The sequence below is a fragment of the Nitrospira japonica genome (genome assembly GCF_900169565.1).
GTDB lineage: Bacteria > Nitrospirota > Nitrospiria > Nitrospirales > Nitrospiraceae > Nitrospira_C > Nitrospira_C japonica_A.
The window spans coordinates 4017096-4031906 of sequence record NZ_LT828648.1 but is presented as its reverse complement, the minus strand read 5'-3'; the positions used below and the strand labels follow the sequence as shown (position 1 = coordinate 4031906).

At 61.4% G+C, this 14811-nt stretch carries 13 protein-coding genes; all 13 read left to right on the top strand.

All coding sequences use genetic code 11. From position 1 onward, the window contains the following. The first annotated feature begins 2 nt into the window (after positions 1-2). A complete protein-coding gene (locus NSJP_RS18875) occupies positions 3-1910 on the top strand; it encodes a polysaccharide biosynthesis protein (protein ID WP_080888414.1) in 1908 nt (635 codons plus the stop codon). 127 nt (positions 1911-2037) lie between these two features. Beyond that, positions 2038-2781, top strand: a complete 744-nt coding sequence (locus NSJP_RS18870; RefSeq protein WP_080888670.1) for a sugar phosphate nucleotidyltransferase — start codon at positions 2038-2040, stop codon at positions 2779-2781. Positions 2782-2818: 37 nt separating this feature from the next. Continuing rightward, a complete protein-coding gene (gene rfbB, locus NSJP_RS18865) occupies positions 2819-3835 on the top strand; it encodes a dTDP-glucose 4,6-dehydratase (protein WP_080888413.1) in 1017 nt (338 codons plus the stop codon). 23 nt (positions 3836-3858) lie between these two features. Continuing rightward, positions 3859-4740 (top strand): dTDP-4-dehydrorhamnose reductase, encoded by an 882-nt coding sequence (gene rfbD, locus NSJP_RS18860; protein ID WP_080888412.1) that lies wholly within the window; start codon positions 3859-3861, stop codon positions 4738-4740. Positions 4741-4824: 84 nt separating this feature from the next. Then, positions 4825-5376 (top strand): KdsC family phosphatase, encoded by a 552-nt coding sequence (locus tag NSJP_RS18855; RefSeq protein ID WP_231989438.1) that lies wholly within the window; start codon positions 4825-4827, stop codon positions 5374-5376. Positions 5377-5380: 4 nt separating this feature from the next. Then, complete coding sequence (locus NSJP_RS18850) at positions 5381-6832, top strand: mannose-1-phosphate guanylyltransferase/mannose-6-phosphate isomerase (RefSeq protein WP_080888411.1); 1452 nt, start codon at positions 5381-5383, stop codon at positions 6830-6832. Between the two features lie 18 nt (positions 6833-6850). Further along, a complete protein-coding gene (locus NSJP_RS18845) occupies positions 6851-8251 on the top strand; it encodes a phosphomannomutase/phosphoglucomutase (RefSeq protein WP_080888410.1) in 1401 nt (466 codons plus the stop codon). 37 nt (positions 8252-8288) lie between these two features. Continuing rightward, the gene (locus NSJP_RS18840; RefSeq protein ID WP_172834477.1) at positions 8289-9065 is read left to right on the top strand and encodes a DUF3108 domain-containing protein; all 777 of its coding nucleotides are present in this window, start codon (positions 8289-8291) and stop codon (positions 9063-9065) included. 109 nt (positions 9066-9174) lie between these two features. Further along, positions 9175-10176: a class 1 fructose-bisphosphatase gene (fbp, locus tag NSJP_RS18835; RefSeq protein WP_080888408.1), complete on the top strand. Its 1002-nt coding sequence runs from the start codon at positions 9175-9177 to the stop codon at positions 10174-10176. Positions 10177-10318: 142 nt separating this feature from the next. After that, on the top strand, positions 10319-11242 hold the full coding sequence (locus NSJP_RS18830; protein ID WP_080888407.1) for a class I fructose-bisphosphate aldolase: 924 nt from the start codon (positions 10319-10321) through the stop codon (positions 11240-11242). A 137-nt stretch (positions 11243-11379) separates the two neighbouring features. Then, positions 11380-12903 (top strand): DegQ family serine endoprotease, encoded by a 1524-nt coding sequence (locus NSJP_RS18825; protein WP_080888406.1) that lies wholly within the window; start codon positions 11380-11382, stop codon positions 12901-12903. A 172-nt stretch (positions 12904-13075) separates the two neighbouring features. Then, on the top strand, positions 13076-14101 hold the full coding sequence (locus NSJP_RS18820) for a PIN/TRAM domain-containing protein (protein ID WP_080888405.1): 1026 nt from the start codon (positions 13076-13078) through the stop codon (positions 14099-14101). After that, entirely contained in the window at positions 14094-14804 is a 711-nt protein-coding gene (gene ispD, locus NSJP_RS18815) for a 2-C-methyl-D-erythritol 4-phosphate cytidylyltransferase (RefSeq protein ID WP_197685449.1), read from the top strand. Before NSJP_RS18820 ends, ispD begins: the two co-directional genes overlap by 8 nt. Positions 14805-14811 lie beyond the last annotated feature (7 nt).

Genomic DNA, 14811 nt, shown 5'->3' with positions numbered 1-14811 from the left:
CTATGCGTTTGACCATCGTGAGAATCTTTCAGCACTTGCTCGGCCGCTACGGCGACGCCCTGCTCCGCTACCGGTCGGTGATCGTCGTTCTGAGCCAGGCGGGCCTCGTGGTCGCGGCCAACGTGACGGCCTTCGCGCTCCGTTTCGACGGGGAGATTTCCCCCTTTTACAGCGCGCTGCTGCTTCGCGGCTTGCCGGTCATCGTGGCGGTGTATTGGCTGGGGTTGTTCTTGTTCGGTATTCAGCACGGTTTGTGGCGGTACGTGGGATTGCACGACCTGGGACGCATCTTCTGGGCGTCGGTCGCCGGCGTGGCTGCCTCGTACGCGGTGCTGCACGGTCTGTTCGGGTTGGTGGAGTACCCGCGCTCGGTCATCATTCTCACGGGGCTGCTGAGCGGGTTGTACCTGGCCGGAATCCGCCTGGCGGTTCGATGGTTCCGGGAATGGATTCAGGTCTGGAGCCCGATGACCCGACGGGTCCTCGTCGTCGGCGCCGGGAACGCGAGCGAGTTGCTGGTGCGGGACATGTTGAGCGACGGCCGCTACCACTATCGCCCGGTGGGATTGATCGACGACGATCCGGTGAAACAGCGGATGAAAATTCACGGCATTTCGGTGGCCGGCCGGATCCAGGACATTCCCGAAGTATCCAGACGGTTGGTGGTCCATGAAATCATCGTAGCGATCCCCTCCGCGTCGAATGCCGTGAAGCAGAAGATCCTCGCTGCGGCCGAGGGCTGCAAGGTTCCCATCAAGATTCTGCCGAGCGTCAAGCAGTTGCTGGCGGATCCGGCCGCCTTCAGGCAGGTCCGTCCGATGAGCCTGGAAGATTTGCTGCAGCGAGAGCCGGTGCAGACCGATCGGGAGGAATTGCATCCGCTCCTGGAAGGAAGGCGGGTGCTGGTCACCGGAGCAGGCGGTTCGATCGGATCCGAGTTGTGCCGGCAAATCGCGCATTATCGACCGTCGTCGCTGGTGCTGTTCGAACGGTACGAGAACAGCCTGCACGCGCTGGATCTCGAACTCCGGGCGCGGTTTCCCCGGGTCAAGATCATCTCCGCCGTGGGCGACGTCGCCTTGCCGGAACGGGTGGCGGACGTCATGGGACAGACCCGACCCGAGCTGGTGTTTCATGCGGCGGCGCACAAGCATGTCCCCCTGATGGAAATGAATCCCAGGGAGGCCGTCCGCAACAATGTCTTGGGGACCAGGACCGTGGCGGAAGCTTCCTTGCAAGCGGGCGTCGAGCGCTTCGTGCTGATCTCGACGGACAAGGCCGTGAATCCGACGAGCGTGATGGGGGCGTCCAAACGGGTGGCGGAAGATCTGATCCAGCGGCTGAACCTCAGGGGGACGGCCAAGTTCACCGTCGTTCGGTTCGGAAACGTCCTCGGGAGCAACGGCAGCGTGGTGCCCTTGTTCACCGAACAGATCCGCATGGGCGGACCGGTGACCGTCACGCATCCGGACATCACCCGGTTCTTCATGACGATTCCGGAGGCCGTGCAGCTGGTCCTGCAAGCCAGCGTACTCGGTCAGGGCGGGGACGTGTTCGTACTGGACATGGGCGATCAAATCAAAGTCGTCGATCTCGCGAGAAACATGATCGTGCTGTCCGGGTTCGTGCCGGAGGAAGATATCCGTATCACCTACGTCGGGCTTCGGCCCGGCGAGAAACTGTATGAGGAGTTGTTCGAAGACGGAGAGCGGGTCGAACCGACCGCCCATGTCAAGATCCGGCGAGCCGTCAATGATCGCGCATGCGCGGAGAGTGAAATCGATCGGATGGTCGCACGGTTGGAAGCGGCGGTCGCCCATGGCGACGACGACACGGTGGTCAGGGCGCTGCAGGAAGCCGTCCCGACTTACAGGCCGCTCGTTCCGCCGAAGCCCCAGCCCATTCCGTAAGCCCGTTCAGCCGGCGTCGATCAACGCAAAAGCAGCCGAGCCGTCCGGCATGCCGCCGGCGAGAGCCGATAAATGGGCAGGATTCTTCGCGCGGAATGTCGGCGAGTTGTCGGATGAGGGAGGGATCATGAGAGGCGTGGTGCTCGCGGGAGGATTGGGGACGAGATTGTTGCCGCTGACCAAAGTGACGAACAAGCATCTGCTGCCGGTATTCAACCGGCCGATGATCTACTATCCCATTCAGACGCTTGCGAATGCCGGTATCGATGAGATCATGCTCGTGACCGGAGGCAACAGCGCGGGTGATTTTTTGAAGTTGTTGGGCAACGGCAAGGAGTTCGGCCTCAAACGGTTGAACTACACGTATCAGGAAGGCGAGGGCGGGATCGCCGATGCGCTTCGGCTGGCGGAACATTTTGCCGACGGGGAAGAGGTGTGCGTGATTCTCGGCGACAACATCATCGAAGGGAACATCGCCGCGGCGGCGCGGGCGTTTCGTGAGCAGCGGAAAGGCGCCAAGATCTTGCTGAAGGAAGTGAAAGACCCTCAACGATTCGGCGTGCCGGTGTTGGAGGGCAGGCGTGTCCTCAGGATCGAGGAGAAACCGGTCAGTCCTTCGTCGCCCTACGCCGTCACGGGTATTTATTTCTATGACGCCGGGGTGTTCGACATCATCAAGACGCTGAAGCCGTCGGGGCGCGGCGAATTGGAGATTACGGACGTGAACAACGCCTACATCCGGACGGGGACTCTGACCTGGGACGTGCTCGAAGGCTGGTGGACGGATGCCGGTACGATCGAATCGCTTCACCAGGCCCATCAACTGGTCAGCCGGACAGGCGCGAATAAAATGGAACGGATCGAGGCATGAATCCGTTGCCGGATCAACGAGCGGCTCTCGTGGTTGCATGAAAATTCTGGTCACCGGAGGCGCCGGCTTCATCGGATCGCATCTGGTCCGTCGCCTGGTCACGGGAGGCGGTCACGAAGTCGTCAACTTGGACGCGCTGAAATATTCAGGCAATCCTGCCAACCTGCGGGATCTGGAGGGAGATCGGCGGTATCGATTCGTGCATGGGGACATCGGCGATCAGCCGCTGGTGGAGCGAGTGTTGCGGGAGCATCGAATCGAAGCCGTCGTCAACGCCGCCGCCGAGACCCACGTCGATCGGTCGATCATGGATCCGGGAACCTTTGCACGGACGGACGTCGTTGGAACCGGCGTACTGCTCGAGGAATCCAGGCGAGCCGGCGTCTCCCGGTTCCTGCAGGTCAGCACCGACGAAGTCTACGGCAGCGTTGAGACCGGAAGTTCGACGGAAGAGGCGCCGCTCGTTCCGCGCAGTCCCTATTCGGCCAGCAAGGCCGGCGGGGAACTCCTGGTGTTGAGCTATTGGACGACGTTCGGCTTTCCGGTGATGGTCACACGCGGAAGCAACACGTATGGCCCCAATCAGTATCCAGAGAAATTCATTCCCCTATTCGTCACCAACGCGATCGACGACCAAGCGCTTCCCCTGTATGGGGACGGGCGCCAGTGTAGGGATTGGCTGGCAGTCGAGGATCATTGTGCGGCGATCGACCACGTCCTGCTCCGGGGCGAACCGGGACAGGTCTATAATATCGGCGGCGGCAATGAGCGGGAAAATCTCGTCGTCGCGGAGCGGTTGCTGGCTTGCCTGGGCAAACCGGCACAACTTATCCGGTTCGTCCGGGACCGTCCGGGACATGATCGGCGCTATGCGGTGGATTGCACCAAGCTTCACGCGCTCGGATGGCGGCCGTCGGTGTCGTTCGAGGGCGGTCTGAATGCCACGGTCGAATGGTACCGGACGCATGAATCCTGGTGGCGTCCCATCAAGTCCGGCGAGTTCCGCCGTTACTATGAAGAGCAGTATCGGACGCGGCTGAACGAAGCCGGTTAGGATGGAAATGGACTCAGCCCTTCATGCCTGAGACGAGAATTCTCATCACCGGCGCCCAGGGACAGCTCGGCTGCGCGCTGCGGTCGGTCTTGCCCCCCGAGACGCTGATCCTCAAGGACTTGCCGGAGTTCGATCTGACCGCCGCGTCGTGCGAGGAGCAGATCGTCCAAGCCAGGCCTCATGTCGTCGTGCATGCCGCCGCCTATACCAACGTCGATGGAGCGGAGCGGGAGCCGGATCGAGCCCGGGCGGTCAACGTCGAGGGGACCGCTGCCGTGGCCCGCGCAGCCCAGCGTGTCGGCGGCAGGCTGATCTATATTTCGACCGACTACGTGTTCGACGGCGCGAAAGATACGCCTTACACGGAAGAAGATCCCACCAATCCCCTCAACATGTACGGCCGATCGAAGCGGGACGGGGAGGCGGCGGCCGCCGAACATTGCGAGGACTGCCTCGTCGTCCGCACGGCATGGCTCTATGGACACGGCGGGAAGAATTTCGTCAAAACGATCATGCAACTCGCCGGTGAACGGCCGGTGCTGGAGGTCGTGGCGGACCAGCGGGGCTGTCCGACCTTCGCCGACGATCTGGCTCGGGCGCTGGTCGATCTCATTCCAAGCCGGCTTACGGGGATCTGTCATGTGACGAACAGCGGAAGCAGCACCTGGTACGAATTCGCCGACACGATCGTAAGGCTGATCGGCAGCGCCACCGTCGTCCGTCCGATCCCGACCACCCAATCCCAGCGTCCGGCGACACGACCTCCATACAGCGTCTTGGCGTACGGCCGTCTGGGGCTGGTGCGGGCGCCGCTGCCGGACTGGCGCGACGCGCTCGATCGTTTCACAAGACAGATCCGTTCATCCGCGTCGACGATACCGTCGTCGGGGGCCGCACCTGTATGAGTCGCGCCGATGGTTTTTTGTTTGCAGGGCCGCGTCGAGTCGGTATGATGACGACGTGAGCGACCCGGAAGGACTACTTTGACAATGGCTACGTCTCGAGCCGCCGCGCACGGCGGGAAGAAGGCGGCCGGCAAGCGGCTCGCAGGCAAGCTCAAGGGGATTCGGCTGTTCGCCACCGACGTCGACGGGGTGCTGACCGACGGGGGCATGTACTACGCCGAATCCGGAGACGAGTGGAAGAAATTCAACACGCGCGACGGAATGGGCATCAAGCTGCTCCAGCGCGCGGGATTGGTGACCGCAATCGTCACCCAAGAGCGCACCAAGCTGGTCGCCAGACGCGCCGAGAAGCTGGCGATTCCCGAAGTGCACCAGGGCGTGATGGACAAGCTGGTGTTGGTTCGGGAGATGGCGGCCAGACACGGGTTGACGATGGAGCAGGTGGCATACATCGGTGACGACATCAACGACCTCGCCACTCTCAAGGCGGCAGGATTTTCGGCTACTCCGCTTGACGGAGTCCGGCCGGTGATCGCGGCGGTGGACTATGTCTGCCGTAAAAAGGGTGGCGAGGGGGCCGTTCGGGAAGTCATCGATCTGATTCTTGATGCGCGTAGCGGATTCGTGGAGGGATAGTCGAATGAAGAATCGAGCGGCGGTATATCCCGTCATCATGGCGGGGGGCAGTGGCACCAGATTCTGGCCGTTGAGCCGGCACCTGTTTCCGAAACAGCTGTTGCGCATCATCGGCGACGAGACTCTGATCCAGCAGACGATGAGGCGGGTCGTTCACGGGGCGCCGGCGCAACAGGTCCTGATCTCGACCAATCCCGCCCAAGCGGAATCGATCCGTATCCAACTCGTGGAATGGAAGGACGAGATCAAGGACAACTTCGTGCTCGAGCCGGAAGGCAGGAACACGGCGCCCGCCATTGCGCTGGCCGCGCTGGAATTGGTGCGCCGCGACCCGGATGCGGTGATGCTGGTCGTGCCTGCGGATCACATCGTCAAGGGACAGAAGGAGTTTGACGCCGCGGTGAAGCTTGCGGCTGAGCTGGCGGGCCAGGGCTATCTCGTCACCTTCGGGATCAAGCCGATCAGACCCGAAACCGGCTACGGTTATATCAAGCCGAACAAACGGATCACGGTCGGCAAACAGGGCAAACTCAAAGGCCATCCGGTGAGCCGCTTCGTGGAAAAGCCCAATGCCGTCAAAGCCGCGCAGTACGTGAAGGCGAAGGATTACTACTGGAACAGCGGGATGTTCGTCTGGCGGGCCGCGACGATTCTCGAGGAAATCCGGCATCATCAACCGGCGCTGTTCAAGGGGATCGAACGGATCCGGGAATTGATGCAGGCGGGAGGGATGAGGGGAGCGATCGACGAGGAATACAAGAAGTTGGCTCCCGTGTCCGTCGATACCGGGGTCATGGAGCGATCCACGAAATCGGCCGTCGTCCCGGTCGCGTTCGAGTGGTCGGACGTCGGGAGCTGGGGCAGCCTCGACGAAGTCGCTCCAAAGGACAAGGCGGGCAATATCGTGGGAGGGCGGGTCGTCGATCTCGGCAGCCGCAGATCCGTCGTCTACGGAGACCGGCGTGTCGTGGCGACGATCGGCTTGACGGACATGGTCGTGGTCGATACCCCCGATGCCACGTTGGTTTGTCCGAAGGACCGGGCGCAGGACGTGAAGAAGGTCGTGGACATTCTCAAGCAGCAGGGAGCTCCCGAGCACCTCGAGCACGTCACCGTCCATCGGCCCTGGGGATCCTATACCATCTTGGAAGAAGGCGACGGGTATAAGGTAAAGCGGGTGACGGTGAAGCCGGGCGGGAGACTGTCGCTGCAAATGCATCACCGAAGGAGCGAACACTGGGTCGTCATCGCCGGCACGGCACGGGTGACGCGTGGCGACGACGTCTTCGATCTGCAGGTCGGCCAGAGCACCGCCATCCCGGTCGAGACGCGCCATCGTTTGGAAAATTTCGGCCAGGAGACGTTGCACATCATCGAAGTTCAGAACGGGCCGTATTTGGGCGAGGACGACATCGTCCGATTCAAGGACGAGTACGGACGGACCGCGCACGGCTGATCCGCAGCAGGAGATATCATGGGTCTTTTTCGAGAATATGATCTTCGGGGCATCGTCGGGAAAGAACTGACGGAACCGATCGCCGAACAGGTGGGCCGGGCCTATGCCACCTACGTCAATGACCGGGGCGTGAAGACCATCTCCGTCGGCCGTGACGGCCGGCTGAGCTCTCCCGGACTTTTCCAGGCTTTGGTGCGGGGGCTGCTCGCCGGCGGCATGAACGTCGTGGACGTCGGCATCTGTCCGTCTCCGCTGGTCTATTTCTCGCTGTTTACGCTGCCGATCGAGGGCGGCATCATGATCACCGGCAGCCATAACGCCGCCGAATACAACGGGTTCAAGATCTGCGTCGGTAAGGAGGCCATTCATGGAGAGGCGATTCAGGATCTGCGACGCATCTTGGAGGCCGGCCGGTTCGTGTCCGGGCAGGGCCGATTGTCCGAACACCCAATCATTCCCGACTATCTCGCCTATATCAAACGCAGCTTTCCGGACGTGAACGGCAAGCGGCTCCATGTCGTCATCGACTGCGGAAACGGCGTGGCGGCGCTGGTGGCCAAACAGGCGTTGGAGCTGCTGGGCTGCCGCGTGACGGGACTCTACTGCGATCTGGACGGGCGGTTTCCGAATCATCATCCCGATCCGACCGTGTTGGAGAATCTCCAGGACTTGATGGCGGCGGTCAAGCAACATCAAGCGGACGTGGGAATCGGTTACGACGGCGATGCCGACCGAATCGGAGCCATCGACGAACAGGGGCAGGTATTGTGGGGCGATCGTCTGCTCGTGGTCTATGCGCGCGACATCCTCGCCGCGAAGCCGGGCAGCACCATCATCTCGGAGGTCAAGGCTTCCCAGTGTCTGTACGACGATATCGCCAAGCAGGGCGGTCGCCCGGTCATGTGGAAAACCGGCCATTCGCTGATCAAGTCCAAGATGAAAAGCGAAAAAGCCGTACTGGCCGGCGAGATGTCGGGACACATGTTTTTTGCCGATCGCTATTTCGGCTACGATGACGCGATCTATGCCTCCTGCCGGCTGATCGAGATTCTGTCCAAGAGCCCGCGGCCGCTCTCCTCGCTCGTGGCGGATCTTCCGCAAACGTCGGTGACCCCCGAAATCCGCGTCGATATGCCGGATGCGGTCAAGTTCGACGTCGTCAAACGAGTCCACGAGCGTTTTGCCGGCTATCTCAAGACGCGGCACGAGATCGGACAGCACCGCCTGCCGCTTCGCGACCTGGTCACCATCGATGGGGTGCGCGCGATTTTCGACGACGGATGGGGGTTGATCCGCGCGTCCAACACGCAACCGGCGCTGGTGTTGCGCTTCGAGGCCACCTCGCCGGCCCGGCTCGACGTGATCCGGACCACGGTCGAGCATGAGTTGGCCGACGCGAAGACCTCATTGGGACAGTAGCTCATTGGTCCCGTCTCTCCTTTCGCGAGCAGGTTCAATGTGTCCACGGCCGTGGCTGCTCGCGGCCCTTCTCCTCGCCTCATTTCTGGGATCCACGGTCCTGACCTGGGCGGAGACCCGCCCGCTCCTTCCCGCCGTGCAGGTCGGCGAGCGACTGACCTATGAACTGACGTGGCTCAACATTCTCGCAGGGACTGCCGTGCTCGAAGTCGCGGAAGGCAACAGCAACGCGCAGGCCTCGCTCAAGCTCGTGATGACGGCGCAGTCGAGCCCCAAAATCACCAGGTTCTATCCGGTGGATAACCGAGTGGAATCATGGGTGAATCCCGACACGTTTCTCTCTGAGCACATGATCTTTCATCGTCGGGAGGGCAAGCGCAAGAATGATTTCGACTACACCTTTCATCATGATCAAGGGAGCGTGACCGCGGTCAAAGACGGTGTAGAGGAGACGCTGCCCATTCCTCCGGGCACATTCGACGCGATCTCCTGTCTCTACTACGTGCGGAGTCTTCCGCAGTTCGTTCCCGGGACGACGGAATCACTCAGCGTTCACCACGACAAGAAAAATTATAAGCTGGAAGTCCGGGTGGAGGGGCTGGAGACGATCAAAGGCACCTGGGGAAAAGCGGAGGCGGTCCGTTTGTTGGTGATCATGCCGTTTCAAGGGATCTTCTTGAACCAGGGCAACATCCGCGTGTGGCTGACCAACGACGGCCGGCGGATCCCGCTCAGAATGAAGGCTCGAGTGATCATCGGCTCCATTGTGGCTGATCTGGTGAGCGGGCTCCCCGGCGGGGATTCTCATCCCTAAACAGGCGACATGTTTCGTTGCCCGTCCCGTCGCAGACAGGCTATAATCGTTCGTTATTATCGTTCATCATCATTCATATTAGGGGTTGCGGGACGGGTCCCGCGCATTCATGGCGCTTCATTCGCTGACGCTTGAACAATATTTTAATCGGAGCCACACCGCCGTCCCTGGAGGGGGCCCCCCCTTCACGACCCTCTTGTCGCACGTAGGACTGGTCGGCAAGCTCCTGTCCCGCGACCTTCGTCTGGCCGGTCTTCTCGACGTGCTCGGCACGAGCGGAGACACGAACGTGCAAGACGAAGCGGTCAAAAAGCTGGATCAAATCGCCAACGAAACCTGCGTGCAGGTCTTCCAACGGAGCGACGTCGTGTGCGCTCTGGCGTCGGAGGAAATGGAAAAGCCGGTGATCGTATCGAAGCCGGGACGACAAGCGCCCTACATGGTCCTGTTCGATCCCCTCGACGGCTCCTCGAATACCGACGTCAACATGCCGCTCGGGTCCATCTTTTCGATCGTCACCCATCAGCCGGACGACCGGCCTCCGGGCGACCGGGATTTGTTGCAGAAAGGCACGGATCAACTGGCAGCCGGCTATCTTCTTTTCGGCCCCAGCACGATGTTCGTCGTGGCGACGGGAAAGGGTGTGCATGGGTTTACGCTCGATCCGGGACTCGGCGAGTATCTGTTGTCGCACGAGAATATGACCATCCCGACTCGCGGCAGGATCTATGCTGCCAATGAAGGGAACTATCAGAAGTGGCCCGAAGGGACGAAGCGGTATTTCGATCACCTCAAGATGGACGACAAGGGGACTGGACGCCCCTATAGCGGGCGGTACTCCGGCTGCCTGGTCGCAGACGTGCACCGCATCCTGTTGAACGGCGGCATTTACCTGTACCCCGCCGAAGCCAAGAAGCCGGAGGGAAAACTGCGGTTGCTCTATGAGGCGAACCCCCTGGCGCTGATCGTCGAGCAAGCGGGCGGTCTGGCGAGCACGGGGACGAAGCGGATCCTCGACGTCCAACCGGAGCGATTGCATCAGCGGGTGCCGCTCCTGATCGGGAGCCGGGACGACGTCCGGGAGGCGGAAGCCTTTTTCGCCAAGTCCTAAGCACCGGGAGACGACGCGGCGCGAGCCGGTGCCGGCCTGAAGTCGGCAGAATCCTCGACCCGGGTCCCGTGAGCCAATACCGAGTCCTTGGGATTAAGTAATGAATTGAAAGACTGTTCAACACTCCGATTGGGAGGGACACATGGCTGACAGAGTTCAAGAGATTTTGAGCTGGTACGGCAGCGACAATGCGGGCACCAAGACCAATATTGCGCGCCTGCTCCGGAGTGGAAAACTTGGCGGCACGGGCAAGCTGGTCATTCTTCCCGTGGATCAGGGCTTCGAACATGGTCCGGCACGGAGCTTCGCCCCAAACCCTGCGGGCTATGATCCGTTGTATCATTTCCAATTGGCCATCGATGCCGGATGCAATGCCTATGCGGCTCCGTTGGGGTTCTTGGAAGCCGGAGCGAGCCATTTCGCCGGTCAGATCCCGTTGATTCTGAAGCTGAACAATCATGACGTGTTGCATGACGAAAAGGATCCGCTGCCTTCCGTCACGGGCAGCGTGAGAGACGCGCTCCGGTTGGGCTGTGCGGCCGTCGGCTTCACGATCTATCCGGGATCGGCTCATTGCAACGCGATGTACGAGCAGTTGCGCGCCATCGCGGAGGAAGCGAAGGACAACGGCCTCGCGGTGGTGGTGTGGTCCTATCCTCGCGGTTCCGTGCTCAGCAAGGAAGGGGAAACGGCGATCGACGTGGTGGCGTATGCGGCGCAGATCGCGGCTCAACTGGGCGCCCATGTCATCAAGGTGAAATTGCCCAGCGCCCATCTCGAACAGGCGCCGGCCAAGAAAATCTACGAGTCGACTCAGATTCCCATCAAGACTCTGGCTGAACGGGTGAAGCATGTCGTCCAAAGCTCGTTCGACGGGCGCCGGATCGTGATTTTTTCCGGCGGCGCGAAGGCAGAGGATCAAAACGTCTTCGAGGAGGCCCGCGCCATCCGGGAGGGCGGCGGATTCGGTTCGATCATCGGGCGGAATTCGTTCCAGCGGCCGAAGGCGGACGCGGTCAAGTTTCTCCATACGATCATGGGCATCTACGCCGGAGAGGTCCGATAGCAACCCATCGATGGGAGCCGATCTCAGGCGAGGTGCTTCGAGCCATGGAGGGACGCAGGGCGGGAGACTGAGCTTCCCTCCGGAAGTGCGCTCGTAAGGATGATCATGGTGTCATCGTCTTTCTCAGAGGGTCACGCATGAAATTGAGTCGGTCTTGGGCCTTGTCGTTCGCGTTGGTGGCGGTCGGGATCGTGATCGGGGTGGGGATCGCGTCGGACTTGGGGTGGCTTCCGAACGGAAGCGCGGGACCGGAGCAGACTCCTACGCCTGATCCGATCGTCCGTCCGGTCGCTACGGCTCCTCAGCCGGTCATGCCGGGCGCGAGCGCGAAGAATTTCGTCGAGATCGCCAAGATGGTGAAGCCGGCGGTCGTGAACATTGCCGCCACCCGAAACGGAAAGCCCGGCGACGGACCCCACGGCACGCCATTCGATGATCCGTTCTTCCGCCGGTTTTTCGGCGATGAGTTTTTCAAGCGCGAGACGCCGCCGCGGGATCGCAAGGAGCGGGGGCAGGGCTCGGGTGTCATCGTGGATACCAACGGGATCATCATTACGAACAATCATGTGGTCAGCAAGGCCGACGAGATCCGGGTCTTTCTGTCCGATAAGCGCGAGTTCAAAGGCAAGCTGATCGGCACGGACGCCAAGACGGACATCGCGGTGGTCAAGATCGAGGCCACCGGGTTGCCCGCGGTTCCTTTCGCCGATTCGGACCAGCTGGAAGTGGGGGAATTTGTGTTGGCGGTCGGAAGCCCGTTCGGGCTGACGCAAAGCGTGACCATGGGCATCGTGAGCGCAGTGGGCCGGGCCAGCATGGGGATCGCCGAGTACGAGGATTTTATTCAGACGGATGCGGCGATCAATCCTGGAAACTCCGGCGGGGCGTTGGTCAACATCCGGGGCGAACTCGTGGGCATCAACACGGCGATCTTCAGCCAGAGCGGCGGCAACATGGGCATCGGGTTCGCCGTGCCCAGCAATCTATCGCGATCGATCATGGATCAGCTGCTCAAGAGCGGCAAAGTCGTCCGGGGTTGGCTGGGTGTCGCAATTCAGGAGCTCACGCCGGAGCTGGCCTCGCAGTTCGGTATCGGTGACACCAAGGGTGTGCTGGTCAGCGACGTCATGGAGGACAGTCCGGCGAAGAAGGCGGGATTCGAACGGGCCGACGTCATCGTGGAGTACGACGGCAAGCCGATGGACTCTCCGACGCATCTGCGAAATGCCGTGGCGCAGACCCCCATCGGGCGGAAAGTCACCGTCAAGCTGATCCGGGACAAGAAGCCCAAGACGCTCGATTTGACGATCGTCGAGCAGCCGAAGTCGATGAGCCTGCCGGGATCCGATGACGGCGGAGAATCCGCTTCCCCCTCGGGGGTCCTCTCGGATATAGATGTCAGGGAGTTGAATGAAGACTTGGCGGGCCGGTACGGCCTCAAGCCCTCGGAACGAGGCCTCGTGGTCACTCGTGTGAAGCCCGACACCCCGGCCGAGCAAGCGGGCGTGCGGGAAGGAGACGTCATCCTGGAGGTCAATCGCAAAGCCGTGAATTCCATCAAGTCCTATGAACGCGCGGCGGCCAGTTTGGCCAAGGATCAATCGGTGCTGGTGCTGCTCAAGCGGAAGGGGCAGACGATCTATCTTACGCTCAAGCCGTAGCGGGTTGTTCGCGAAGAAAATATGAACGCTGGTTGTTCAACAAGGCCGTCAGGCGGGGTTTCGACATTGCGGGTAAGACGATGTGTGCCGTGCCGGCACGTTGTGAGTGCCCGCGGGATGAGCCACTTGCCGGCGGACTTCTTCAACGGCCTGCAAAGGGGGAGGTGAGGGTATGGTACCGAGAGCCATATTTGTCCTTCTCAGCGCGTTGGCCGGTACGGCCCTGTTCGTCAAGGCTGAGGGGGCTGATGCGTCATACTGGTTGTATGGATTCGTGATCGGGATGGCCACGGCAGGCCTGATTATCGCCGGGGAATATGCGCTGCGGAATCTGTCATTCGGCATCATCATCGGAGGGACGGCCGGGCTGGCGGTAGGGTTGTTGTTGACAGGCTTGGTGGAGTGGGTGGGCGGCGAGATTTTCGACGTCCAGACCTTTCTCTTTCACATCAGCGGATTGGTCTTCCTGCTGGGATTGCCTTATCTGGGGTTGGTTATCGGTGCCCGCTTCGGGAAAGAGAAACTGCCGAGTCCCGAGCAGAAATTCTTCGAGCTGTCCGGAAACACGGTGTGTCCCAAGGTGCTCGACACCAGTGTGATCATCGACGGGCGAGTGGCGGACCTCTGTGAAACGGGGTTCCTCGAAGGCACGTTTCTGGTGCCGCACTTCATTCTGGACGAGCTGCAGCATATCGCCGACTCCTCCGACTCCCTCAAGCGGGCCAGGGGCCGGCGCGGGCTGGATATCCTGAACAAGGTCCAGAAGATGCCGGAAGTGGACGTGCGCATCATCGACGAGGATTTTCCGCAGGTCAAAGAAGTCGATGCGAAGTTGGTCGTGTTAGCCAAAAAGATGAACGCCAAGATCATCACCAACGACCTGAATCTCAACAAGGTGGCCGAGCTGCAAGGAGTGCGGGTTCTCAACATCAACGAACTGTGCAACGCCCTGCGTCCGGTCGTACTGCCCGGGGAAACCATCCGTGTCTTCGTCCTGAAGGAAGGCAAGGAGGCGGGGCAAGGGGTCGCGTATCTCGACGACGGCACGATGATCGTGGTGGACAACGCCCGCCGGCACATCGGCAAGAACGTCGACGTGGTCGTCACCAGCGTGCTCCAGACCACGGCTGGTCGTATGATCTTCACGAGACTCAAGGAGGATACCGAGCGAGAGGAGTTGCAGATCGCTCGTGGATAATCGCCGCGTCGTCGCCCTGATTCCCGCCGCGGGCCGGGGACTCCGGATGGGCGGACCGGTTCCCAAGCAGTTCCTGGCTTTGGGCGGGTTCCCTCTGATCGTTCATTCCCTGCGCACCTTCCATTCCGCCGCCGTGATCGACGCCATCGTGCTCGCCGTTCCGGAGGCCGATGTCGACTACTGCCGGTCGGAGATCGTCCGCGCATACGGCTTCACCAAAGTTACCGAGGTCGTGGCCGGCGGCAAGGAACGGCAAGACTCGGTCCGTCTGGCGCTGAGCCGGGTGGGAACAGAGACGGAGATCGTGGTCGTCCATGATGCCGTCCGTCCGTTCGTCACGGTCGGGATGATCGACGAGGTGGTGGCGGCCGCACGAGCCGGGGGTGCCGCCATCGTCGCGCTTCCCATGCGGGATACCGTGAAACAGGTGGGCCCTGATCGGGTCATCGAGCGGACGGTGGACAGGACCCCTCTCTGGCTGGCACAAACCCCACAGGCGTTCAGGCGGGCATGGCTCGCCGATGCCCATCGCAAAGCGCAGCTCGAAGGGGTGCAGGCGACCGACGATGCCTACCTCATCGAATGGTTCGGTCGGCCGGTATCGGTCGTCGAAGGCAACGGAGAAAATATCAAGGTGACGAGGCCGGAGGATTTGTTCATCGGAGAGGCGATCCTCTCGTCCCGCCTTTCGTCCACCATTTAAAGGAGCG